The organism is Paenibacillus sp. JCM 18996 (assembly GCF_055392555.1).
The window spans coordinates 649000-673120 of the sequence record NZ_AP043884.1; the positions used below are offsets into that span (position 1 = coordinate 649000).

22 protein-coding genes are annotated in these 24121 nt (G+C 53.3%); 18 read left to right on the forward strand and 4 right to left on the reverse strand.

What is annotated here, in order from left to right; genetic code table 11:
• Nucleotides 1-152 precede the first annotated feature (152 nt).
• From ACZ5N7_RS03145 to gndA, 6 genes are all read left to right on the forward strand, one after another.
• Nucleotides 153-749: a hypothetical protein gene (locus ACZ5N7_RS03145; protein WP_464657326.1), complete on the forward strand. Its 597-nt coding sequence runs from the start codon at nt 153-155 to the stop codon at nt 747-749.
• 153 nt (nt 750-902) lie between these two features.
• On the forward strand, nt 903-1907 hold the full coding sequence (locus ACZ5N7_RS03150; RefSeq protein WP_464657328.1) for a LacI family DNA-binding transcriptional regulator: 1005 nt from the start codon (nt 903-905) through the stop codon (nt 1905-1907).
• A 26-nt stretch (nt 1908-1933) separates the two neighbouring features.
• Nucleotides 1934-3205, forward strand: a complete 1272-nt coding sequence (locus ACZ5N7_RS03155) for a nickel pincer cofactor-dependent isomerase, group 22 (protein WP_464657330.1) — start codon at nt 1934-1936, stop codon at nt 3203-3205.
• A complete protein-coding gene (locus tag ACZ5N7_RS03160; protein ID WP_464657332.1) occupies nt 3202-4743 on the forward strand; it encodes a gluconokinase in 1542 nt (513 codons plus the stop codon). The genes ACZ5N7_RS03155 and ACZ5N7_RS03160 overlap by 4 nt, the downstream gene beginning before the upstream one ends.
• A 30-nt stretch (nt 4744-4773) precedes the next feature.
• Nucleotides 4774-5541 carry an SDR family oxidoreductase gene (locus tag ACZ5N7_RS03165; RefSeq protein WP_464657334.1) on the forward strand — a complete coding sequence of 256 codons (768 nt, stop codon included), beginning with the start codon at nt 4774-4776 and terminating at the stop codon, nt 5539-5541.
• Between the two features lie 29 nt (nt 5542-5570).
• The gene (gndA, locus tag ACZ5N7_RS03170; RefSeq protein WP_464657336.1) at nt 5571-6992 is read left to right on the forward strand and encodes an NADP-dependent phosphogluconate dehydrogenase; all 1422 of its coding nucleotides are present in this window, start codon (nt 5571-5573) and stop codon (nt 6990-6992) included.
• Here the strand turns inward: gndA and ACZ5N7_RS03175 are convergent.
• Entirely contained in the window at nt 6989-7300 is a 312-nt protein-coding gene (locus tag ACZ5N7_RS03175) for a hypothetical protein (protein WP_464657338.1), read from the reverse strand. The two genes, gndA and ACZ5N7_RS03175, sit on opposite strands and share 4 nt — an antisense overlap.
• 165 nt (nt 7301-7465) lie before the next feature.
• Here ACZ5N7_RS03175 and ACZ5N7_RS03180 point away from each other — a divergent pair, with 165 nt between their 5' ends.
• The gene (locus ACZ5N7_RS03180) at nt 7466-8005 is read left to right on the forward strand and encodes a shikimate kinase (protein WP_464657339.1); all 540 of its coding nucleotides are present in this window, start codon (nt 7466-7468) and stop codon (nt 8003-8005) included.
• Between the two features lie 52 nt (nt 8006-8057).
• Here ACZ5N7_RS03180 and ACZ5N7_RS03185 read toward each other — a convergent pair whose 3' ends face one another.
• Nucleotides 8058-8351 (reverse strand): rhodanese-like domain-containing protein, encoded by a 294-nt coding sequence (locus ACZ5N7_RS03185; RefSeq protein WP_464657340.1) that lies wholly within the window; start codon nt 8349-8351, stop codon nt 8058-8060.
• A gap of 105 nt (nt 8352-8456) precedes the next feature.
• Between ACZ5N7_RS03185 and crcB the strand changes: the two genes are divergently transcribed.
• The 7 genes from crcB to ptsP all read left to right on the forward strand — a co-directional run bounded on the left by crcB (nt 8457) and on the right by ptsP (nt 15597).
• Entirely contained in the window at nt 8457-8840 is a 384-nt protein-coding gene (crcB, locus tag ACZ5N7_RS03190; RefSeq protein WP_464657341.1) for a fluoride efflux transporter CrcB, read from the forward strand.
• A 4-nt stretch (nt 8841-8844) separates the two neighbouring features.
• Nucleotides 8845-9204, forward strand: a complete 360-nt coding sequence (locus ACZ5N7_RS03195; RefSeq protein WP_464657342.1) for a fluoride efflux transporter FluC — start codon at nt 8845-8847, stop codon at nt 9202-9204.
• Between the two features lie 60 nt (nt 9205-9264).
• Nucleotides 9265-10560 carry a 3-phosphoshikimate 1-carboxyvinyltransferase gene (gene aroA, locus ACZ5N7_RS03200; RefSeq protein WP_464657344.1) on the forward strand — a complete coding sequence of 432 codons (1296 nt, stop codon included), beginning with the start codon at nt 9265-9267 and terminating at the stop codon, nt 10558-10560.
• A 27-nt stretch (nt 10561-10587) separates the two neighbouring features.
• Complete coding sequence (locus ACZ5N7_RS03205) at nt 10588-11412, forward strand: C39 family peptidase (RefSeq protein ID WP_464657346.1); 825 nt, start codon at nt 10588-10590, stop codon at nt 11410-11412.
• Between the two features lie 13 nt (nt 11413-11425).
• Nucleotides 11426-11851, forward strand: coding sequence for a CoA-binding protein (locus ACZ5N7_RS03210; RefSeq protein WP_464657348.1), 426 nt, complete (start codon nt 11426-11428; stop codon nt 11849-11851).
• Nucleotides 11852-11994: 143 nt separating this feature from the next.
• On the forward strand, nt 11995-13860 hold the full coding sequence (locus tag ACZ5N7_RS03215) for a glucose PTS transporter subunit IIA (protein ID WP_464657350.1): 1866 nt from the start codon (nt 11995-11997) through the stop codon (nt 13858-13860).
• Between the two features lie 18 nt (nt 13861-13878).
• Nucleotides 13879-15597, forward strand: coding sequence for a phosphoenolpyruvate--protein phosphotransferase (gene ptsP, locus ACZ5N7_RS03220; RefSeq protein WP_464657352.1), 1719 nt, complete (start codon nt 13879-13881; stop codon nt 15595-15597).
• A gap of 154 nt (nt 15598-15751) precedes the next feature.
• On the opposite strand, the gene ACZ5N7_RS03225 is transcribed toward ptsP, so the two are convergent.
• Entirely contained in the window at nt 15752-16285 is a 534-nt protein-coding gene (locus ACZ5N7_RS03225; protein ID WP_464657354.1) for a type 1 glutamine amidotransferase domain-containing protein, read from the reverse strand.
• Nucleotides 16286-16714: 429 nt separating this feature from the next.
• Between ACZ5N7_RS03225 and ACZ5N7_RS03230 the strand changes: the two genes are divergently transcribed.
• The 4 genes from ACZ5N7_RS03230 (at nt 16715) to acsA (ending at nt 20895) form a co-directional block, all read left to right on the forward strand.
• Nucleotides 16715-16978, forward strand: coding sequence for a hypothetical protein (locus tag ACZ5N7_RS03230; protein ID WP_464657356.1), 264 nt, complete (start codon nt 16715-16717; stop codon nt 16976-16978).
• Nucleotides 16979-17144: 166 nt separating this feature from the next.
• On the forward strand, nt 17145-18149 hold the full coding sequence (gene ccpA / locus ACZ5N7_RS03235) for a catabolite control protein A (RefSeq protein ID WP_464657358.1): 1005 nt from the start codon (nt 17145-17147) through the stop codon (nt 18147-18149).
• Between the two features lie 62 nt (nt 18150-18211).
• Nucleotides 18212-18907, forward strand: coding sequence for a 5'-methylthioadenosine/adenosylhomocysteine nucleosidase (locus ACZ5N7_RS03240; protein WP_464657360.1), 696 nt, complete (start codon nt 18212-18214; stop codon nt 18905-18907).
• 263 nt (nt 18908-19170) lie between these two features.
• On the forward strand, nt 19171-20895 hold the full coding sequence (gene acsA / locus ACZ5N7_RS03245; protein WP_464657362.1) for an acetate--CoA ligase: 1725 nt from the start codon (nt 19171-19173) through the stop codon (nt 20893-20895).
• A gap of 106 nt (nt 20896-21001) precedes the next feature.
• Here the strand turns inward: acsA and ACZ5N7_RS03250 are convergent, their stop codons facing one another.
• Nucleotides 21002-24121 (reverse strand): transglycosylase domain-containing protein, encoded by a 3120-nt coding sequence (locus ACZ5N7_RS03250; RefSeq protein WP_464657364.1) that lies wholly within the window; start codon nt 24119-24121, stop codon nt 21002-21004.

A 24121-nucleotide genomic window follows, 5' to 3' on the forward strand; every position in this document is an offset into this window, starting at 1 on the left:
TCCATTGAAAAAATCGTCAATAATCCAAGTTGCTAAAACATATTTATCATAATAAGATAAGAACAAGAACTATTTAATTGTCAGAACATTCTGCCAAAAAGAGGATTAATTCCATCATTCATCCTTAAACAGATAAAAAAGGAGGGATTGCCGTGAGCAAAAGTCATGAAGTGGAATACTGCAACCTAGAGTTAAGATTTGACCGCCGGCAAATCCGCATCTTCATCAAGGCACTGATCCAGGAAGGGTATTCATTGTACTGGAACGAAAGCGAACAATATTTTATCATCTCCATCCGCACGGGAAGGAAGCTGGTAAAACTGAAGTTCCAAAGGATCGGGGAGCGTTTCAAAATCGTCGGCGACTACTCTTTCAAGGACGAGAAGCTCGCGGAGCTGATGGAACGGATGATCGGCGATACACGGGGCCATGCGATAGTGAAGCGGTTCAGGGACCGGCAGATTCTGATTGAAAACATTATGTTCGGCGAAATTATCAGGACGGTGGAAATATCCGGAGTCGAGCATAAGGTGCTGTATGAGAAGGATTCGACGGTTACGGTGGAGGAAATGCTTCAGGCGTTCCGCTCCAAAAGGGCGGAGGAGAGAATTCCGCTGCTGCGGATGGAGCTGGATTACGAGCTGGCCCTACTGTTTGACGCGCTTGAAGCCGGTGACGCGGAGCAGGTGGACGGCAGCAAGGAAAAGCTTGCCCTGCTGAGGCAGGAAATGCTGCTGCTGGAGATGTAAAGGCTTGAACCGGAAGAAGAGGAGCTGCCTTTGGTGAAAATGGATCCGGAATGAAAATCGTCGCTTCCCGGGGGAGTGGCGATTTTGCGTTGTCCGGTTTCGCTTATTGTTAACGTGTGCATCCTATGGTATGATGGTGCCGGGGTGGTAAGATTGACCGCAACGATAAAAGACATCGCCAAACTGGCAAACGTATCCCACACGACGGTGTCCAGAGCTTTGAACGACAGCCCTCTGATCAACGAAGAAACGAAGCAACGGATTAAAACGATCGCCGAGCAGCTGAGTTATACGCCGAATTACAGCGCCAAGAGCCTGGTGCTTAACCGCTCCTACAACATGGGATTGTTTTTTTCCACCCTCTATTCAGGCACGTCCCCGGTGTTTTTTCATGAAACCGTACGAGGAGCAAGCAGTGTCATAAAAGACCGCTACAACCTGGTTGTCAAAGGGATCGACGATTACACCCACTACCAGGGTCTGACCAAGAAGTCGTTCGACGGGATACTGGTAATGAGCCAAAGCGACGCGGACCAGCCGTTTATCGAGGAGCTTCTGGCGAAGGAAATTCCTCTGGTGGTCATAAACCGCGACGTGGGGAATGAGCGCATTACCAATATTGTATCCGACGACCTTGCGGGCGCTTTTCAGCTGGTGGAACACATGATCGGCCAAGGGCACCGGAGAATAGGGATTATAGAAGGCAAGCGGGGGTTCCGCTCTTCGGAAGCGCGCAAAGCGGGCTATATCAAGGCGATGCGGCAGCACGGCCTGACCAGCCGGGAGTCGTGGCGCAAGCAAGGCGAATACGACGCGGAAAGCGGCTATGCGGCAATGAAGGAGATGCTGGCCTCGCCGGAGCTGCCGACAGCAGTGTTCTGCTTTAACGACGATATGGCGCTGGGTGCGGTGAAAGCCGTAACGGAGGCCGGGCTGAGGGTGCCTGACGACCTGTCGGTCGCCGGGTTTGACGACAACCTGGTTTCCGGGTATATCAGTCCGGCACTGACAACGGTGAAGCGTCCTATAGAATCAATGAGCAAGGAAGGCGCGGCAAGGCTTCTGGAGCTATTGGAAAACAAGGGAGCCGGCCCGCAAAAGGTATCGCTCCGCACTGAACTGCTGATCAGGCAGTCGGTGAAGAAGCTTGGACCATAACTTTTTTTGGGGAGTGGGGAAACACGATGAGTATACTTGTTGAGCTGGTCCGCGATATTCCGGTGCCGCAGATGGTGCGCGTCCGCCAGCATTTTGACCGCGCGAAGCTGGAGGATCCAGCCGCCGAGCTGCGGGAGCAGCTGCGCAGGCCGGGCGGCGTCGACCGCATCCGGCCGGGCCAATCCGTGGCCGTGGCGGTCGGAAGCCGCGGCATAGCCAACCTCGCGGCGCTCGTCCGCGAGACGGTGTCTGCGATAACGGCTGCCGGGGCGCAGCCGTTCATCGTGCCGTGCATGGGCAGCCACGGCGGGGCTACCGCTGACGGGCAGCGGGAGGTGCTGCATCATCTGGGCGTCACGGAAGAGGCGATGGGTTGCCCCATCCGCTCTTCCATGGACGTCGTCCAGATCGATCAGCTGCCGAACGGCCTGCCCGTGTATGTGGACAAGATCGCGAGCCAGGCGGACGCGATCGTGGTCATTAACCGTGTGAAGCCCCACACGGCATTCCGCGGGCCGATCGAGAGCGGGATCATGAAGATGATCGCGATCGGCCTCGGCAAGCAGAAGGGCGCGGAAGCCTGCCATCAGCTGGGCTTCAAGCACATGGCCGGGAACGTCCCGGCCATGGCGCGCATCATGATCGGCAGGCTGCCGATCGTGTTCGGCGTGGCGCTGGTCGAGAACGCGTACGACGAGACGTGCCGCGTCGAAGTGCTGCCCGCCGAGCGGATCGAAGAGCGCGAAACGGCTCTGCTGGAAGAAGCCAAGGCCAGATTGCCGAAGCTTCTGTTCGACCAGCTCGATGTGCTGGTGATCGATTACATCGGCAAGAACATCAGCGGCGACGGCATGGATCCGAATATCACCGGAAGATACCCGACTCCTTATGCACACGGCGGCCCTGAGGTGTCCAAGATGGTCGTGCTCGACCTCACTCCCGAGACGATGGGCAACGCCAACGGAGTCGGCACCGCCGACTTTACGACCCAAAGGCTGGTCGACAAGATGGACAGGGACGCCACATCCGCCAACGGCTTGACTTCCACAGTCTGCGCGCCGACGAAGATCGCGACGACGCTGCCGGACGATTTGAGAGCCATTCAGGCTGCGGTCAAGACGTGCAACATTCTGGATTACGCCAAATGCCGGCTCGTCCGGATTAAAGATACGCTTCACCTCGGCGAAATCGAAATCTCGGTCAATCTGCTTGAGGAGGCGAAGCGGCATCCTCAGATCGAGGTTCTGTCGGAGCCGTATGAACTGCCATTTGATAACGAGGGGAACTTGTCCAAATGAGTTATGTTGTAGCCGTTGACATCGGGACGACCAGCACGAAGACGATGGTAATCCATCGCAGCGGCCGTATTATGGCTTCCCACGATGTCGAATACCCTTTGCACACCCCTCGTCCGGATATGGCCGTCCAGGACCCTTTGGAGCTGTTCCGGGCCGTGGTAATCGGCACTAAAGCGGTTATGGACAAGTCCGGCGTCCGGCCGGAGGAGGTATTGTGCGTTTCGTTCAGCTCCGCCATGCACAGCCTGATCGCGGTTGACCGGGAATTGAGCCCTCTGACAGACTGTATCACTTTTGCCGACAACCGCAGCGCGGCTTATGCCGAGCGGCTCAAGGCCGACGGCACTGGACATGCGATATACCTGAACACGGGGACCCCGATCCACCCGATGTCCCCGCTGCTGAAGCTGATGTGGCTCAAGGATAACGAGCCGGGCATCTTCGAAAGAGCGTACAAGTTTATCGGCATGAAGGAGTTTGTGTTCGCGAAGCTGTTCGGAACGTACGTGGCCGATCATTCTCTCGCTTCCGCGACCGGTTTGCTCAACCTGAACCGGCTGGATTGGGACGAGCAGGCGCTGCGGACGGCGGGAATCTCCCGCGGCAAGCTGTCTGAGCCTGTGCCGACGACTTACCAGGTCAAAGGCCTCCCTGCGTCTTATGCGGCGGCCATGGGTTTGCACCCCGACACTCCATTCGTCGTAGGCGCATCGGACGGCGTACTGGCCAACCTGGGCACAGGCGCCAGCGAGCCCGGCGTGCTGGCGGTCACCATCGGAACCAGCGGGGCGGTTCGCGGAGTGGTGGACAAACCGATAACCGATCCCAAAGGGCGGTTGTTCTGCTATGCGCTGGATCCGGATTATTGGGTCATCGGCGGATCTATCAACAACGGAGGCATTATGCTTCGCTGGGTGAGGGATCAGCTTGCCACTCTGGAGGCGGAAAGCGGGAGAAAGCGCGGGGAGGATCCGTATCTATACTTGACGGAACTCGCTTCGCAGGTTGCCCCAGGCTCGGACGGCTTGATTTTCCTGCCTTTTCTCTCAGGAGAACGCGCTCCTTACTGGAACGCCAACGCCCGCGGCATGTTTTTCGGATTGTCGCTTTACCATGAGAAGAAGCATATGATCCGTGCCGTTATGGAAGGGGTCGCCTACCGGATACACTCGGTGATGAAAGCTTTGGAGGAGATTGGCGGTCCAGCCAGAGAAATCCGGGCCTCCGGCGGCTTTGCCAGGTCCGAATTATGGACACGGATCATGGCGGATGTGTTGGAAACGCCTGTGGCGGTCCCGCAATCGATTCAAAGCTCGGCGGTGGGAGCGGCCCAATTGGGCCTAAAGGCTATGGGGGAAATCCGTTCCTATTCCGAAGTCAAGGATTGGCTGAACATTCAAATCGAATACCGGCCGGACCCTGCCAATTTCGGGGCTTACCGCCGCTTGACGGATATTTACACAAGGGTTTACCATCAATTAAAGAATGAATTCGACTCCATCGCGGAATATCAGAATCAGATGTACAAGCATTCATAATTCTTTTTCACGATCACAGGGGGATGGACAATGAATTTATTTGATCTTTCGGGCACAACTGCCGTCGTTATCGGCGGGAACAGCACGCTGGGCGGAACGATGGCGGTCGCTTTGGGGGGACATGGAGCAGAAGTGGCGGTAGTCGGCCGCAACCAGGAGAAATGCGAGAAAGTCTGCAGACGGATTGAAGAGGCGGGCGGCAAAGCCAAAAGCTTCTATGCGGACGCAATCAGCGCGGACGATCTGCGCGAGGTTCTTCGCGGCGTTTTAGACTGGACAGGCCGTGTCGACACGCTGATGAACTGCCCCGGCAAGAACAGCACGACACCTTTCTTTGACATTTCCATGGAAGAATGGGATTCTATTATGGAGGTCAATTTAAAGAGCGTTGTACTAGCCTGCCAAATCTTTGGGAAGCATATGGTTGAAAAAGGAGAAGGCGGAAGCATTATCAACATTTCCTCCGTATCTTCAGAACCGCCGCTGTCCAAAGTATTTACTTATTCCGCTTCCAAAGCTGCCGTCAACAACGTGACGAAATTTTTGGCGCGCGAATTTGCTCCGAGCCGCGTACGGGTCAATGCCATTATTCCAGGTTTCTTCCCGGCGGAGCAGAACCGCAAGATTCTGTCTCCCGAACGGACCGCGTCCATACTGACGCACACTCCGATGGGGCGCTTCGGAGAATCGGAAGAACTGCAGGGTGCGGCTGTTTATTTGGCTTCAGATAAGGCTTCAAGCTTTGTGACCGGCACGCTCCTCCGTGTTGACGGCGGATTCGGCGCCATGACGATTTAAGCGAAGAAAGCCAAGACGGACAGGAAAGGATGACGAGAATGTCAAAACAGCAAATTGGGGTAGTCGGTTTGGCGGTAATGGGCAAGAATCTGGCCCTGAACATCGAGAGCAGAGGATTTACGGTTTCCGTGTTCAACCGGTCCCGCGAGAAAACGGATGAGCTGATTAAGGAAGCTAAAGGAAAGAATCTGGCAGGCACATATTCCATGGAGGAATTTGTCCAATCCCTGGAGACTCCAAGAAAGATTCTGATCATGGTCAAAGCGGGCGCTCCCACTGACGCGACGATTGAACAGCTGGTTCCGCTGCTCGACGAGGGAGATATCCTGATTGACGGGGGTAACGCCTTCTTCCCGGATACTCAAAGACGTAACAAAGAGCTGCAGGCCAAAGGCTTCCGTTTCATCGGCACCGGGGTTTCCGGCGGGGAAGAAGGGGCATTGAAAGGGCCTGCGATAATGCCCGGCGGACAAAAAGACGCTTACGAGCTGGTGGAGCCGATTCTCACCGCCATTTCGGCCAAGGTGAACGGGGATCCTTGCTGCACTTACATCGGACCGGACGGCGCCGGACATTACGTGAAGATGGTACATAACGGGATCGAATACGGCGATATGCAGCTGATCTGCGAAGCCTACCACCTGCTGAAAGATGTGCTGAACGTCGGTCCGGACGAGCTGCATGAAATTTTCACGGAGTGGAACAACGGCGAGCTGGACAGCTACTTGATCGAGATTACAGCCGATATTTTCTCCAAAAAAGATCTGGAAACGGGCAAAGCGATGGTGGACGTCATTCTTGATTCCGCAGGCCAGAAAGGCACCGGCAAATGGACAAGCCAAAGCGCGCTCGATCTTGGCGTGCCTCTGTCGATCATAACAGAATCCGTGTTCTCCCGCTTCCTTTCCGCTATGAAGTCGGAGCGCGTGGAAGCAAGCAAAGTTCTCAGCGGACCCAAGAAGCCGGATTTCGGCGCCGACCGCAAGGAATTTATCGAGAATGTGCGCAAAGCGCTGTTCGCGTCCAAGATCTGCTCTTACGCTCAGGGCTTCGCCCAAATGAGAGCCGCGTCAGACGAGTACGGCTGGGATCTGCAGTACGGCAATATCGCCATGATTTTCCGCGGAGGCTGCATTATCCGCGCCCGTTTCCTGCAGAATATCAAGGATGCTTACGACCGCAACCCGGGGCTGAAAAACCTGCTGCTTGACGAATATTTCCAAGGAGTCGTGGAGAAATACCAGGACGCTTGGAGAAAAGTGGTATCGACCGCGGTTACGTTTGGCGTTCCGGTACCAGGTTTCACCTCCGCCCTGGCCTACTATGACAGCTACCGCACGGAAAGATTGCCGGCGAACCTTCTGCAGGCACAGAGGGATTATTTCGGAGCGCACACCTTCCAACGTGTGGACAAAGAGGGAACTTTCCATTTCCAATGGATGGGAAATTAAGTTTCTTTTAAAGAAGCGCTGTTCAGCCCGAAGGAAGCCTCTGCGATCCATCTCTTCAAGCTTTGCGGGTCAGCTGCAACGCCGCCGGATTGATGGATAAGCAGCCTGGCGATTTCGGCGAAATAATGAAAGTTTTTCAGCAAACGTGGTTGAGACAGATCCAGCAGCACCGGATCTTCCTCAGCCACTTTTTTTGTGATATAATCCAGGACCCAGACGACATCTTCTTTGCATAAGGGCTTGGATGGGTCAAGAATCTGCTCGATTCTGTTTGCTGCGCTGCTGCGGGCAAGAGGGGGACAGTTCAACGGGAATCTCTCCTTTAATAGGATTGGGAAGCTTGTACTCTTATTCATACGGTGCGGTTTCGAAGATATGACTATTTTGGGAGCGGTTCAATTTGTGTGCTATTCAGCGATTTTATGCAGCGGCGGGATATGATATGATAGCAGGAATAAAGCAGAGGCATAACTATGAAGGGAAATGCGGGTATGGGGAAAAATATTATTCTTGTCGGGATGATGTGCACCGGCAAATCAACCGTCGGCCGGTCTTTGGCGGAATATTTGAATATGCGGTTTATCGATGTCGATCATGCCATTGAGGCTAAAGCGGGCAGGACGATTCGCGATCTATTCAAAGATGGAGGGGAAACCTGCTTTCGGCAACTGGAAACCCGTACTTTGGAAGAAGTTCTGCAGGGAGAAAACCAGGTCGTTGCGACAGGAGGAGGAGCGGTGCTGGCGGAAGCCAACCGGGAGTGCATGCGGCGAAGCGGTCTTGTAATCGCTTTGACCTCCCCTGCGGAAGTTATTATCCAGAGAGCCAAAGGTGACGGGGACCGTCCGCTGCTGCAGGGCCACCTGGAAGAAAGGGTACGCCGCATCATGGAGGAGCGCAGGGACGCTTACCGTTTTGCGGACGTCACAATCGATTCTTCCAGTGCTTCCGTGCCTGATGTAGTACTCATGGCGGCGTCAGAGTGGGAAAAACATTGCGGGCGGGGTATCTGAGCCAGCGGTATTCGGATGATGATTGAGAGGCGTTCGTCCGGCGGAAAAGCGGCTACAGGTTGTGCCACTCGAGCATGCCGCCGGTCATATTTTTCAGGCCCTTGTATCCAAGAGATTCCAGGTATCCGTAGGCTTTGCTGCTGCGGTTTCCGCTTCGGCACACAAGGATGATCTCCTCGGCTTGCGGAATCTCGCCGTGCCTGTCGGGAAGCTCGCCGAGCGGAATGTGTTTGGCTCCCGGGATCATCCCTTGCGCCACCTCATCTTCCTCACGCACATCGATAAGGACAAGCTTCTCTCCTTGCTGCAGACGCTGTTGTATTTCGGCAGGTTGTATCGTATTCATATTGTACTATCCTCCGTAAAGTCTTTGTAATCCAGTCTCTTCCATAATAAAAATAAAAGAATATAGTGTCAAATAAACTGCTGACGCCGATTGGAGTGGGTCTGCTTGAACGCTATTTTTGCCGGTGCGGGAGGGGTTCTGGGTTCATTGACCCGTTTCCTGCTCTCCGCTTTATATAATGCATCCTCTCCGGGATTTCCATGGGGCACACTGCTGTGCAATCTGATTGGCTGTCTTTTGATCGGATGGCTGTCGGGCTGGAAACGGCTCGCGCTGCGTTTTCCGAGATTGCGGCTGGCATTGACCACCGGGTTCCTCGGCGGCTTGACGACGTTCTCGGCCTTGAGCCTGGAGACCGTCCAGATGCTCAGGCACCGGCACGCCGCAGAGGCCGTTCTGTATGCAGCTTTGAGCTGCTTGGGCGGGCTGATGGCGGCGCGGGCCGGTCACGGCGTGAGCCTCAGGTTAAACGGGAGAAGAAGGGGATAGCGCGTTGAACATAACATTACAGGCGGCTGGGTTGGTCGCCGCAGGCGGGTTTGCCGGGGCCGTGTGCCGGTACAAGCTTTCCTCCGCAATAGCAAAAAGGTTCCCAACCGTAATCCCATATGGTACACTGACAGTAAATTTGACGGGCTGTTTCCTGATAGGCTTGCTGCTCGGAAACGTGCAGGACGAATCGCTGCTGCTTTTGGCGGGAACCGGGTTTCTGGGGGCTTTTACAACATTCTCGACGTTTCAGCTGGAAAATATGCATATGCTCCTGGAAAAAGACTGGAGAAGTCTGTTCCTCTACTCCGGGGCAAGTTATTTTATTGGTATTTTGCTGGCCTTTGCCGGCTATTTGCTGTAATCCGAGTTTCGTAAAAAAGGTACGGGTCCGTGCCGGAATATAGGGAGAGAATGATTCGTTATGGAAGCAATCGTTAAGCCAACCGCACGCCTTGAGGGCGAAATTCAAGCATTATCCTCCAAAAATTACACGACAAGATACCTGCTTATCGCCGCTCTTGCTGAAGGCACATCCACCATTTATTACCCGGCCCGCAGCGAGGACAGCGACGCCATGAGAAGGTGCATCCGGGATTTGGGGGCGGTTGTGGAGGAAGATGACGAGAAGATCGTCATTACGGGGTTCGGAAAGCATCCCAGGCCTGTCGAAGAGTTGAATGTGGGGAATGCCGGAGCGGTGCTGCGGTTTTTGATGTCGGTTGCCTCTTTTTGCCCTGATGTCACTTTCGTGAACGCTTACCCGGAATCGCTCGGGAAAAGGCCGCATTACGACCTTATACGCTCTCTGGAACAATTGGGAGCAGTGGTGCAACATAATGAGGGACGCCTGCCGATAAATATAAAAGGGGGACATCCGCGAGGCGGCAAAATCACCGTGTCGGGCAGCGTTTCTTCCCAGTTTTTGAGCTCGCTGCTGTTTACGGTTCCTTTGCTGTCTGAAGACAGCGAAATTGCAGTGCTCCACGACCTCAAATCCCAAATTATCGTGGGACAAACTTTGGAAGTGTTGGAGCAGGCGGGAATTATCGTCCACGCAAGCGAAGATTTGATGCATTACAGAATTCCCGGCAATCAAAAATACAGGGCTGGCGAATATACCGTACAGGGTGATTATCCCGGCTCCGCCGCGATCCTTGCCGCAGCCGCCGTCACGGACTCGGACGTCCGTGTGCACCGGCTTTCGGAAACGAGCAAGCAGGGGGAAAGAGCGGTGGTCGACGTGCTGCGCGCTATGGGTGTGCCGCTCACTCACGATAAAGGCACCGTCCATGTCAGAGGCAACCGGCAGCTTAAGGCGGGGGAGTTCGACGGCGATCATTTCACTGACGCTGTACTTGCGATGGTTGCGGCCGCGGTATTTGCCGAAGGCACTTCCCGTTTCTATAATGTCGAGAATTTGCGGTATAAAGAATGCGATCGGATTACCGATTTTCTGAATGAGCTTCGCAAAGCCGGAGCCGATGTCGAGGAACGGCAAAGCGAGATTATTATCCACGGCCGTCCCGGCGGGGTGAAAGGCGGAGTCGAGATCAACGCGCACTTCGACCATCGGGTCATTATGGCTTTGACGGTCGTCGGGCTGCGCTCGGCACAGGGGCTAACGATTAAAGACGCTCACCATGTGGCCAAATCGTACCCGCAATATTTTAAGCATTTACACAGTCTGGGGGCCGAAATTCAGCTCCTCGAAAAGTAATACTTTATTGATGAATGGATGGTCAGCATGAGAATTCTTTGGGCAGGCACGAAAGTGACCATAGGCCTTTTCCTGATCGCCGGCCTTGCGTTTACTTGCGCGCTGCTTGGTCTGCTTCTTTATGAGAAGGCCACGCATCAGGAAGGTATGGTGCTGAGCAGAGCCAATAAAGTGCTGGCTGCCGGCAAATCCGCGGCAACGATGCCGGCAGCGCCGCAAGCGCCTGCCCAAGCGGCGTCCAAGCCGGCGAAGAAGCCCTGGGCATTGTTGACGGCTCCGGTCATCAACCAATACCCGGAGCTTCCTTCCGGCTGTGAAGTGACCAGTTTGGCGATGCTGCTGCAGTTTAACGGGATTAACAAGAACAAGATAGAGCTGGCGGAGGAGATGCCCATAGACCCCACTCCAATTCAATGGCGCTCCGACGGCTCGATCGCCTATTGGGGGAATCCCAATACCGGCTTCGTCGGAAACGCCGCCGGGGAATCGAGAGGGTATGGTATTTACCACGGCGCCCTGCTGCCTCTGCTGCAGAAATATATCCCTTCGGGATTCGATCTGACCGGGGCGCCGTTCTCGGACATCGAGCAGCAGATTTCCGACGGGATGCCGGCGATCGTATGGACGACGATAGATTACGCCGTACCGGATAAATGGGTGCAATTCGATACTCCGCTCGGACCGATTTCAATCACCTTTATGGAGCACGCTGTGCTGCTGGTGGGTTATGACGAACAGAATGTATACGTCAACGATCCGATCACCATGAAGAAGCAGCAAAAGATCGACAAAGCCCGCTTCCTTGCAACCTGGGAAGCTATGGGCAAGCAAGCGTTATCCTATCGCAAATAAGGAGGAATACTCGATGGCATTTCAAAATCCGCCCAGAGACCGGATCAAGGAAATTTTAGGCTCGGCCGTCAATATCGCCGTCGTCGGCTTGTCCGAAAATCCTGACAAAACTTCCCACATGGTTGCGGCAGCTCTTCAGGCCAAAGGCTACCGCATCATCCCCGTCAACCCTAACGCGGAGAACGTTCTAGGGGAGAAGAGCTATGCCTCACTTAAAGATATTCCGGATTCCATCGATATCATCGATGTGTTCAGGCGGCCGGAGCATACGCCCGACGTTGCCAGAGACGCTTCCGGTACCGGAGCGAAGGTATTCTGGCTGCAGACCGGCATCATCAACGAGGAAGCCGCCGCGATTGCCGCCGACAACGGCATGGAGGTCATCATGGACCGCTGTATTAAAGTCGAAGACTCGATCCTGTTTCCGAACGGCAGATAACAGCAATCTCTGTTCCTAAAGTCCAAACGCTTGGAGCCGTCCACCTCGGGCGGTTTTTTTGCTTATTTTTTCATGCCAAAATTTTTTTGACAAACAGGCGGTTTAAGCCTTACCATCGGTATAAGAGAGGGGCTGAGGCTGCATTGAATTGGATGGGAAATCTTCAACAATTGGGACGCGCATTAATGATGCCTACTATCGTGCTTCCCTTTGCGGCAATTCTGTTAAGCGCCTCCAAGCTCCCCTGGCATTGGTTCGGCTTGGACTGGATGCACAATCTGCTTGATAACGCCGGAAGTACGGTCTTTCTATATTTGCCAATTATTTTTGCCGTAGGCGTCGCGCTCGGATTGACTGAAGGGGCTGGAATCGCCGGCATGTCCGCGCTGGTGTCCTATTTTATATTTACTCGCTTGACCCAAATGTATTTGGGCGGCCAATTTCAGCTTGGAGTATCCGGAGGCATTCTGATCGGTCTGCTGGCAGCGGTTTCTTTCCACCGGTTCAAAAATTTAAAGCTGCCTGAAGTGATCCAGTTCTTCGGCGGGCCCCGGTTTGTTCCTCTCGTAATGGGTGTGTTCACACTGCTGCTGTCCGGCCTGTTTATAGCGATCGGCCCTTTTTTGCAAAATATGATGGACTTGATCACTAAGGTGCTGCTCGGTCTCGGAGGCTTCGGCACGTTTATCTATGGGATTTTGCACCGGCTTCTCGTTCCGTCAGGGCTCCATCATATACTGAATAACTTTTTCTGGTTTCAGCTGGGGGCTTATCAGACGGGTGAAGGCCAAATGGTGTACGGCGACCTTCCGCGTTATTTTGCCGGAGATCCGACTGCGGGCTTCTATATGGCGGGATTATATCCCATTATGATGTTCGCTCTGCCTGCTATCGCTTTGGCTATCATCCAGGAAGCGAGGGAGGATTTGAAGCCGAAAGTGACCTCCACTTTCCTGGTAGCCGCGCTTGCGTCTTTCCTGACGGGCGTGTCCGAGCCGATTGAATTCGCTTTCCTGTTTGTGGCTCCTTATTTGTTCGTTGTGCATGCGATTCTGTCCGGGCTCGCCATGTGGATCTGCCAGGCATTGGATATTCATCAAGGCTTCTCCTATTCGGCCGGAATGATCGATTATTTGATCAACTTCCATCTGTCCAAGAACGGCATTCTGCTGCTGCCCATCGGCCTTGCGTTCGGCTTGGCTTATTATTTCCTTTTCCGGTGGGCGATACGGCGGTTCCGTATTCCGACTCCGGGCAGGGAAGAAGGCTCTTCCTTGGAGGAGTGGGCCGGGGATATCCCTTATCGCGCTCCGCTCATACTGCAGGCCTTGGGAGGCAAGGACAACATCAAGCAGATCGAGGCCTGCATCACCAGGCTGAGGTTGACTTTGGGGAGCGAACGGTTGATGGACATCGCGGCACTGAGGCACCTGGGCGCCGCCGGCGTCATTTCGCTTGGAGGAGGGAACGTGCAGGTGGTCTTTGGAACCTACTCCGAGCTGATCCGCGAGGAGATTATGAAGACGCTGCGAAGGGACATCCAGCAGGTGCTGTTCTGTTCTCCGATGCAGGGCCGTATGATTTCTCTGGAGGAGGTCCCGGACGCCGTTTTCGCCAAAAAAATCGTGGGAGACGGAGTAGCCTTTATTCCGGACAAAGGGGAGCTGGTTTCACCTGTAGCCGGGACGGTAGCTCATATTTATCCGACTCTGCATGCTATTGGCATAGTGACTCCGGACGGACTCGAAGTGCTTCTGCATATAGGGATAGATACGGCGAGTCTGCAAGGAAAATGGTTTACCGCGTTTGTCAAGCAGGGAGATACGGTTGAACCAGGGCAGCTGCTGATCCGGTTCAATTTGCAGAAAGTGAAGGTCAAAAGCAAATCGCTCGCCACTCCAATGCTGATTACCAATTCGGAGAAGGTTCGCTCTTGGAGCTTCGCTCCTTACAAAGCGGTGAAAAAGGGCCAGAAATCTGTAATGTCGGTAGTTTTAAAATCTACGTAAAGAAGGAGGAGAACGCTCGTGGTGGAAGGTGTGGGAGCTTCGTCAGGCATCGCGATGGGTAAAGCTTTTGTTCTCCCCGCTTGGGAGTTGGAAATGCCGGATAATCTGAGAGATACGGTGGACGCGTCCTATGAATTCGAAAGGCTGTATGACAGCATCCGGACCTCCAAAAGCGAATTGGAGCAGATCAAGCAGGAAATAGAAGAACTGATAGGAAGCGACCAGGCATATATATTTGACGCCCATCTGGCGATCCTGGACGACCCGATTTTTATGAACGAAATCCAGACGATCATTCAAAGGCAGAGCAAGCCTGCCGAGAAGGCCGTCAAAGAAGTGATAGAGAAGTTCGTAGATATGTTCGACCTTCTGGATGACACGTACATGAAAGAGCGCGCGCTCGATATCAAGGACGTGGGAAACAGGCTGCTGAAGCATCTGCTGGGAGGGTTTGAGGATCCGATGCCCCCGCAGGACGGGCAGTATATCCTTGTGGCCAAGGAGGTCTCACCGTCGCAGATGGCCCATCTGGAGCGCTCCCAGCTGCAGGGAATAGTCACCATGATGGGAGGGACCACTTCGCACACCGCGATTATGGCCCGGGCGATGGGCATCCCGCTGGTCATGGGTTTTGACGGCAAGCTGAAGCGCCCGATCCAGAATGGAGACAATCTGATTGTCGACGGGGACGGGGGCCTGGTGTTTATCAACCCTAACGAATCCATTTTGGAAAAATACCGCGCTATGAAGCAAAAATGGGAGGCCCGCCGGATCGCGCTGCAGAACATAGCCGGGCTTCCATCGAAGACAACGGACGGGTATGAAGTCAGGCTGGACGCGAATATTTCTTCGCTCAAGGAACTCGACCAGGCCTTGAAGAACGGTGCGGGAGGAGTCGGCCTGTTCCGCACGGAATTTTTATATATGGACCGCAGCACTCTTCCCGATGAAGAGGAGCAGTTCGCGGTTTACCGGGAAGCCGCCGAGAAGCTTGGGGACAAGCATCTGGTTATCCGCACCCTGGACATAGGCGGCGATAAGCAGCTGGACTATTTCTCCCTGCCCAAGGAGGATAATCCGGTGCTGGGTTATAGAGCGATACGCATCCTTTTTGACCGGGTCGATCTTTTTAAAACCCAGCTTAAAGCCATCCTTCGTGCCAGCCGTTACGGAAAAGTGAAGATTCTGTATCCGATGATCTCCTCCCTGGAGGAAATTCGCAAAGCGCACAGCATTCTTAAAGAGGTGAAAAGGGAGCTCGATGCTGCCGGAAAAGAATATGATCGGGGCATTGAGGCAGGCATTATGATCGAAGTCCCGGCTGCTGCAGTGATCGCGGATCAGCTGGCAAAGGAAGTGGATTTCTTTTCCATCGGCACCAATGACCTCGTCCAGTACTTGATCGCCGTCGACCGGATGAACGAGCAGATCGCCCATATGTATAACCCGTATCAGCCTTCCGTGTTCCGCATGCTTAGGTATACCATTGAATCGGCCAAAGCAGCCGGCATACCGGTCACGGTGTGCGGCGAGCTTGCGGGGGATCCAAGGGCGCTCCCGCTGTGGCTGGGTCTGGGCATTGAGGAGCTGAGCATGTCCGCCCATTCGATCCTGACGGTCAAGGAACGCTTGCTGGGTTCCGATGCGAGGAGCTGCGTCCGGCTGCTGCCGGAAGTCCTTTCCTGCCGCACAAGCGAGGAGATTGTAGCTTTATTGGACTCCGTCAAATGCCAATAGCCTGCCGAGATAAAGCAAAAATGCCCGCCTCCTGCAATAGGCTACGGACATTTTTGCATTCAAATACGGGGTAAGGCGCGGTGAACTCCAAAGTGGTTGCACACGGGGGCTAAGCGTCCTGCAGCCTCGCCTGTACATGACGGGAAGCGTCAGTTCATTTGATTGATGCTGCCGCGAGCGCGTCACAGTAAGCCTTGGCGTATTGCGGCAGGTCGGGTGGGCGCCGAGAGGAAATGATATGCCCGTCCACAACGACAGGCTCGTTGTGCCATATGGCACCGGCATTTTCCATATCGTCGCGGATGCCCGGGGTGGAAGTGACCTGCCTTCCTTGCAGAATCTTCGCCGAGATGAGCACCCAGCCAGCATGGCAGATTTGGCCGATCGGCTTGCCTGCCCGGTCCATTTCCCTTATGAGCTCAAGCACCATGCCGTAGCGGCGCAGCTTGTCGGGGGCCCAGCCTCCGGGTACCAGGACTCCGTCATAATCGGCCCCGTTTACGTCATCGAAGGATAGGCTCGCTGTCGCGGGAACGCCGTATTTTCCGACGTAGGTTTTATTTTTCTCCGCTCCGGCTAAATCTACTATGGCTCCTTCTTCTCTTGCCCGGTACACGGGATACCACAGCTCCAGGTCCTCGAACTGCTCGTCAACGAGACAAATGACTTTTTTTCCCTCTAATCTCAAAAGTTTTCCCCCTCCGGCATATTGATTAATGGCTGCTTCGATATTATAATTTTAAAATCTCAAAGACTATCTCTATTTTATCATGTTCCAAACGGATATTCATTTCCTCCTGCGCCGTGCTTTCCGATGATTGCAAGCATGACGGGTTGCCCGGTCCGGAGCGATAACGTCAAAGAACTGTAAAAAAATACTAGGCTCGATCCGGCAGGAGTTTGACCTTAAAAGTAGAATTTTATCATTAAAAGAACCGTAATCGCTGTTGAAATGAAGGAGTGGTCGTTTGTGCAAAAGCTGTGTAATTGTGGGCAATCTATGGAGATTAGACTCCGCACAGTGGTATACCAGAATTCGGTGGAAATTGAAAGCGTCCCTATATATTCGTGCGACAGCTGCAATAGCTGCGAAGTATTTACCGAGGTGAAGAGCCAGTTGAAGGAATTGATTCACTCCTTGGGGGAAGCTCCGGAAAAACAGCGGGTCCTTTTCAGCGAGATCAGCGAATTCGCATATTTATTGAAAAAAGCGTCCAAGCGCGAACATTTCCAGGAATCCTTGAGCGTGCTGGCGGAAGAGCGCGTGAACGAGCTGCTTGACCTGCTTCTTCTGGCCCAATCTTTGAAAGAGAAAGAATGGATGGAGGACCTGCGCAACAGGCTGACGCAAATAACAAAACAGACTCCCACCAACGCTTAGCGGACCCTATTCATAACCTCACAAAGCGAAGCCGGGCATCGATGCTCAGGCCGCGCTGCGTTTATTTATGCGCCAACTATTTGCGAAAATAGAGAATATATCGTATCATATCTTTAATTAGTGAGGTAGGATCGCTTAAACTTTGGACATATTGGAGAGAGTCGCCGTGACTGTAACTATTTATGATGTAGCTAGAGAAGCCGGGGTTTCCATGGCAACGGTTTCCCGCGTAGTCAATAACAACCCCAACGTGAAGCCGCAGACACGCAAGAAGGTGTTTGAAGCGATTGAGCGCCTGGGTTATCGCCCGAATGCTGTAGCCAGAGGACTGGCAAGCAAGAAAACAACTACCGTCGGAGTGGTCATCCCCGACATTTCCAACTCGATTTTTGCGGAAGTGGCGCGCGGGATAGAAGATATCGCGAACATGTATCACTATAACATTATCCTTTGCAACGCGGACAAGAGAAAGGAAAAGGAAATCCGTGTCATCAACACACTGCTCGAAAAGCAGGTGGACGGGCTCCTCTTTATGGGCGGCGTGGTGACGGAAGACCATATTCAGGCGTTCCGTACTTCTTCGGTGCCTATCGTGCTGTGCGCGACAACGGACGAGAACAACGAGATGCCGTCGGTCGATATCGACCATGAAGGAGCGGCATATGACGCGGTTAAACTGTTGTTGGACCGGGGCCACCGGGATATCGCCATGATATCAGGAACCTTGCAGGACCCTGCCAACGGTTACGCGAGGTATCAAGGCTACAAGAAGGCTCTTGAAGAGGCTGGTATTCCGCTGCAAGAGGAGTATGTGCGCGTAGGCAACTACCGGTACGAGTCGGGCATTGAAGCGGCGAACTATTTCCTGCAGCTGCCGAACCGGCCTACGGCCATTTTTGCAGCAACGGACGAAATGGCAATCGGAGCGATACATACGGTACAGGACGCGGGCCACAAGGTACCGGACGATATGTCTATCATCAGTGTGGATAACATTCGGATGGCTTCCATGGTGCGTCCGCAATTGACGACGGTAGCGCAGCCTATGTACGATATCGGAGCGGTGTCGATGCGCTTGCTGACGAAGCTGATGAACAAGGAAACGATCACCCAGACCAGGGTAGTGCTTCCTCACGAAACCATCCAAAGAAACACAGTGGCTCAAAAATAGTTGAGCCGCTTTTTTCTGTGTGCAGCCTTTGTATCCAGTAGTTTGAAGGGCGGGTGTATCATTTGAAAAATATTGGAATCATCGGAGCGATGGATGAAGAAATCGAGCTGCTTCTCGCCGACATGGAGCAGGTGCAGAATACGGTTAAAGCGGGCATCACCTTCAGGACGGGCCAGCTGAACGGGAAACAAATCGTAGTGTGCAAGTCCGGAGTGGGCAAAGTAAACGCGGCCGTATGCTCGCAAATTCTTATCGACCGTTTTGCAGTGGAAGGAATTCTTTTTACAGGGGTGGCGGGAGCTTTGGATCCCGGTTTGGATATCGGAGATATCGTTATTTCCACAGAGTGTATGCAGCATGATATGGACGTAAGGCCTTTAGGCTATGACAGAGGAATCATTCCTTACGCGGAAACCTCGGTGTTTCCGGCCGATCCGAGGCTGGTCTCCTTGGCTGAAGAAGCGTCCAACGCTTTATTTCCGGGACGGGCCCAAAAAGGACGGGTTCTCTCGGGCGACCAGTTCGTGGCAAGCCGCAATACCGTCCGTGAGCTGTACCAGGAGCTGCAGGGAGCTTGCACGGAAATGGAGGGCGCTGCTGTCGCCCAGGTGTGCGCTATGAACAGCATTCCTTATGTAGTGATCCGCTCTATGTCCGATAAAGCTGACGGATCGGCGCATGTGAATTTTCAAGAATTTACGGTTCAGGCTTCCCAAAATTCACATAAGATGATCGATGAGATTTTGAAGCGAATATAGCCAGCAGGTCGAGAATGCAGTCCCAGTCTCTTTCCCTACCGGTGCACAAACGTATGGGCTAGCAGCAAAAAGAACCGTCAGGATGATCTGTTTCCTGACGGTTTCTTAACGTACTGTTGATCAAACTGGAGACAAGAGGATCCACCTTTGGAGGGATAGTCGAATAGCCGGAATTATGGTATAATTTTTTGAAAACGTTTAAAAGTATGAATATTATGTTAACTTTCATTATGACATTATTTTACTCAGGAGGTAGGTTGCTTATGATTTCAAACCCGAATGAAATCATCGTCCCGTCTGCATCAAACCCTAACATGAAGAATTATGAACAGGAGCGCGCGAACTTCAGCTGGGAGGAAGTCGAGAAAGCCTTCTCCTGGCATCAAACCGGTAAAGTGAATGCTGCCTACGAAGCCATAGACCGTCATGCGGAAGGGTTCAGGGGCAACAAGGTAGCGCTGTATTACAGCGACGACGAGAGGGATGAACAGTACACTTACGAGCAGATGAAGCGGAAGTCCAATCAGTTTGGCAACGTCTTGAGGAAACTCGGCGTGGCCAAAGGAGACCGCGTCTTTATATTTATGCCTAGAACTCCTGAACTGTATTTTTCGATGATTGGCGCCATCAAGATTGGTGCTGTCGCAGGCCCGCTGTTCGAAGCGTTCATGGAATCCGCGGTCAAGGACCGTCTGGAGGACAGCGGTGCGTCAGTTATTATTACCACACCTGCGCTTTTGGGACGGGTGCCTGTGAGCCAGCTACCTGAATTAAAGCATATTATATTAGTAGGGGAGAATATTGAACTGGAAGAAGGCCAGAGCGATTTTTATAAAGAAATGGCTCAAGCGTCCGAGACTCTCGATATCGAATGGGTTGACCGAGAAGACGGGCTGCTGATCCATTACACATCGGGATCGACAGGGAAGCCCAAAGGCGTATATCACGTGCATAACGCGATGATCCAGCATTATTATTCCGGGAAAGCGGTATTGGATCTTCAAGAGGACGACATTTACTGGTGTACGGCCGATCCGGGCTGGGTAACCGGAACGTCCTACGGGATTTTTGCTCCATGGCTGAATGGAGCTACGAATGTGATACGCGGAGGAAGATTCAGTCCGCAAAGTTGGTACCGCACCATCCAACGGTTCGGTATTACCGTATGGTACAGCGCGCCAACCGCACTGCGGATGCTTATGTCGGCCGGAGACGACCAGATAAAGAATTTCGATCTTTCCTCGCTCCGTCATGTACTCAGCGTAGGCGAGCCTCTCAACCCGGAGGTCATCCGCTGGGGGATGAAAGTATATAATCAAAGAATCCATGACACCTGGTGGATGACTGAAACGGGAGCTCACCTGATCTGCAATTATCCGTGCATGGAGATCCGTCCGGGTTCAATGGGACGTCCCCTGCCGGGTATCGAGGCCGCCATTATAGACGATCAAGGCAACGTTCTGCCGCCGCTGCAGATGGGCAACCTGGCAATCAAGACACCATGGCCTTCCATGATGCGAAAAATTTGGAACAATCCTGCCAAGTATAATGAGTATATGCGTATCCCAGGCTGGTATATCTCCGGCGATTCAGCGTACTGCGACGAAGACGGCTACTTTTGGTTCCAGGGACGTGTCGACGACGTAATTAACACCTCCGGGGAAAGGATCGGGCCATTTGAAGTGGAAAGCCATCTAATCGAGCACCCGGCAGTCGCTGAAGCTGGCGTCATCGGGAAGCCGGACCCGGTGAGGGGAGAGATTATCAAAGCGTTCATTGCTTTGAGAGAAGGATTTTTACCATCGGAAGAGCTCAAAGAAGATATCGCCAAGTTCGTAAAGGTCGGACTGTCGGCGCATGCCGCTCCTCGAGAGATCGAATTTAAAGATAAGCTTCCCAAGACAAGAAGCGGCAAGATCATGCGCCGTGTCCTGAAAGCATGGGAGCTTAACCTGCCAACGGGCGATTTGTCGACAATCGAAGATTAATCGTTCATCGCCCGTCAAGCCATGGCTGCGGAGGTGTTAGATAAAGAAAGGCCGAACGATCAGGCTGCGTGAAGCTGCCTGATCGTTCGGCCTTATATGTTATGGCTTATCGCCTGGAGGTGTATCGGAAGGAAGCGGTCTTCTTGGACTCTCCGGCTTCATTGACGGCTGAAACCTGATAATATCCGTTTTTGATCATAGCCAAATGATATAACTCCGTATCAGGAGTTGAAGCCAATAAAGAGTATGGCCCGTTCGGATTATCGCTGAAGTAAATATAGTACATCTTTACTTTATCCGCTGCCGTATTGGCTTTCCAACTGAGAATAATTCCGGCATCCTTCTGCTTCACCGTTAAGCCTGCGGGAGCAGCCGGTACCTTGTCGACACTCCCCGGATTGCGCTGAGCGGGGATCGGAACCGGATCGATGGACGGTGGTCCTTTATGGTCACCTGTTCCGACCGAGCCGTTGTCCTTGGGCCCAGGCTCGGCGGGAGGCCGGCTTCCGTCGGAGTACACTTCCTTGCTTCTGATGGACTCTTTGCCGGCGACATCTACTGCCGTCACAAAATAACCATACAGAGCGCCAGGCGCCGCCTGCTCTTCCATACGGGTCTGTGCACCTGCCGGGATCGAACGAACGACCTCAAACGGACCTTTGTTGATGGAGCGGTAAACCCGATGGCCGACAACGTCCGATGAAGAACTGCCCTGGAAAGTGAGCACATTCGAGCCGTTTCCTTGACTTAACGCGACCATTGAAGCGGCCTCCGGTTCCTTGCCGTCGTCTATCCTGGGGTCGGTCTCCGACGGAGCGTCAAGCTGATAGTCCAGAGGGTAATAATTGACGATCGGCTGTCTCTTGTCTTCAGGAAGCTTCAGAAGGGCGCTGCTGACCTCGCCTATCACCTGGTTGATCGATTTTTCCCTCTTCACCACGATCTTTTCCATTAAGAATTCAGGCGGCGTTCCGGGCCTTGGAATGTAATTCCGGCCTTGGTAGGAAATGACCTTCATCCGGACCATCACGTTGTCCGCCTCCTTCGGCGCGAAATCCGCGTTAAACAAATCCGTGACCAGTTTGCCGGACTGCGCAGTAAGCTCGTTTGGCAGCATGCCGGATAAACTGGACACAGTCATTTGCACAATCTTGTCAGGCTTGACGAACTGCTGAGCAGGGAAAAGCTCGGGCTTGCTGTCGATAGTCTGATCCATTACCTTGGCCCAGATGTCCTTGGCCCGGTTCGTGCCGCCCGTTGCTTTGCTCAATTTGTTGATCGGCTGGTCATAACCGGCCCATACGCCGACCGTAATATCGGGTGTATAACCCATAAACCAGGCGTCGGCGTCGTCCTGTGTGGAGCCTGTCTTGCCCACGAAAGGTACCTTGCCGTAATGCAAGAATTTACTTTTCAGATCGCTCGCCGTGCCGGATTCTATCACGCTGTTCATCATATCCGTCATCAGGTAAGCCGTCTCCGCGGAGAAGACCGGTGTCGGCGAATTTTTGTGATCGAACAGAATTTTCCCTTCGGAATCGACGATTTTACGTATTAAATAGGCATCATTAAACATTCCCTTGTTGCCTATGGCGGAATAAGCGTTTGTTAATTCTTCGACGGAAACGCCATATTTGAGACCTCCGATGACACCGGTCTGAGAGGAGTAATCTTCCTTGGCAATCGTGGTGATGCCGAGCTTTTTGACAAATCCCCAGGCATTGTCGATGCCGACAGTGTCCAGGAACAGCTTGATCGCCGGAATGTTATAAGACCATTTCAAAGCTGTTCTCGCGCTTACCAATCCATGGTAATCGGTGTCCCAGTTCCGCGGAATATGAATACCGCCGCTGTTCTTCGTCCCGTCCTTCAATACGACTGGCACGTCGTCAATGACGCTGGCCGGCTGAATGGCGCCTGTTTCCAAAGCTGGAAGATAAGCCGCCAAAGGCTTCATCGTGGAGCCGGGCTGCCTCAGAGTCTGGGTGGCATGATTCGACTGTTCCGCGTTAAAGTCCCTTCCTTCTATCATGCCAAGGATCGCGCCCGTCCTGTTCTGGATCATAATGGAACCGATTTGCTCGATCTTCTTCGGGTCTTTGGGATCGGTTTTGGTAAAATTGTTATCGTTCCTGGCAATTTCCTGCATTTTATCGTAAATGGTTTTGTCGATGGTTGTGTAAATCCGGTAACCGCCTCTAAGCAGCTGGGCCCGCGCAGCTTTTATCGCGTCATTGTAGACTGCAGCCTGTGTCTGCGGATTGATCTCCGGATGAAGCTGTTTGACCAATTCGGCAGCCGCTACCCTTTCCACCTCAAGCATGAGGAAAGGGTAGGTCGCATATGCCTTCTTTTGAGGTTGGGCGAGCGAGCCCTTGAGGTCGAATTTCAACGCTTCCTGGTGCTGCTGCTCCGTGATTTTGCCTTCCTCCAGCATCCGTTTCAGGACAAGCTGTTGTCTGGCCGCCGCTTTGTTAAATCCCGCTTCATCGAAGCTGCCTCTGCTCGTAAAAGCCGAGTAAGCGCTGGGAAGCTGGGGCAAGCCGGCTAAGTACGCCGCCTGGGCAATGTTCAAATCGTAGAGGTTGTCGATATTGAAAATACCCTTGGCCGCCGCTTTGATCCCGAACAGGTTATAACCGCTGGAACCGTTTCCGTAAGGGATCTTGTTTAAGTACGCGAGCAGGATTTCGTCCTTGGAAAGGATTCTTTCGAGCCGAAGGGAGAGAAACAGCTCTTTCGCCTTGCGGCTGTCTTCTTTGTCCAGGGATAGAAACACTCTTCTTGCAAGCTGCTGGGTAATTGTGCTTCCCCCGGTCTGGACATCCTCGTGAAGCATTTTCTGTTTGACCGCTCTCACCAGTCCGTTTAAATCTACACCATAGTGGTTATAAAATTGATTATCCTCAATAGCGACGACAGCATCCGTCATTATTTTCGGAATGTCTTTGAGCTCCGCCATCCTGCGGTCCTCTTCGGAACGAAGCTGCCCGATCTCCGCGTCGTCGTTAAAGTAAGCAAAGCTTGTCATGGCATTGGCGCGCATCTGCTTGGTAATGAAGCTCGCGCTGCGCACTTCGTCGTCTTTGACCAGTGCCGCCACATATCCGACTCCGGTTCCAAACGCCAAAAAACCGGCCGCCACACCGGCTATGACGAACCATTTGGTACAGAGCAAAGCAATGAATCCGGCTTTCTTCCAAGCTGATTTGGACGTGTGTGCCAT

Coding starts and splice junctions, on each gene's coding strand:
- acsA (WP_464657362.1), top strand. CDS start 19,171: ATGATTTCAAACCCGAATGAAATCATCGTCCCGTCTGCATCAAACCCT.
- ACZ5N7_RS03210 (WP_464657348.1), top strand. CDS start 11,426: ATGGCATTTCAAAATCCGCCCAGAGACCGGATCAAGGAAATTTTAGGC.
- aroA (WP_464657344.1), top strand. CDS start 9,265: ATGGAAGCAATCGTTAAGCCAACCGCACGCCTTGAGGGCGAAATTCAA.
- ACZ5N7_RS03180 (WP_464657339.1), top strand. CDS start 7,466: ATGAAGGGAAATGCGGGTATGGGGAAAAATATTATTCTTGTCGGGATG.
- ACZ5N7_RS03155 (WP_464657330.1), top strand. CDS start 1,934: ATGAGTATACTTGTTGAGCTGGTCCGCGATATTCCGGTGCCGCAGATG.
- ACZ5N7_RS03250 (WP_464657364.1), bottom strand. CDS start 24,121: ATGGCACACACGTCCAAATCAGCTTGGAAGAAAGCCGGATTCATTGCT.
- gndA (WP_464657336.1), top strand. CDS start 5,571: ATGACGAGAATGTCAAAACAGCAAATTGGGGTAGTCGGTTTGGCGGTA.
- ACZ5N7_RS03165 (WP_464657334.1), top strand. CDS start 4,774: ATGAATTTATTTGATCTTTCGGGCACAACTGCCGTCGTTATCGGCGGG.
- ACZ5N7_RS03185 (WP_464657340.1), bottom strand. CDS start 8,351: ATGAATACGATACAACCTGCCGAAATACAACAGCGTCTGCAGCAAGGA.
- ACZ5N7_RS03205 (WP_464657346.1), top strand. CDS start 10,588: ATGAGAATTCTTTGGGCAGGCACGAAAGTGACCATAGGCCTTTTCCTG.
- ACZ5N7_RS03160 (WP_464657332.1), top strand. CDS start 3,202: ATGAGTTATGTTGTAGCCGTTGACATCGGGACGACCAGCACGAAGACG.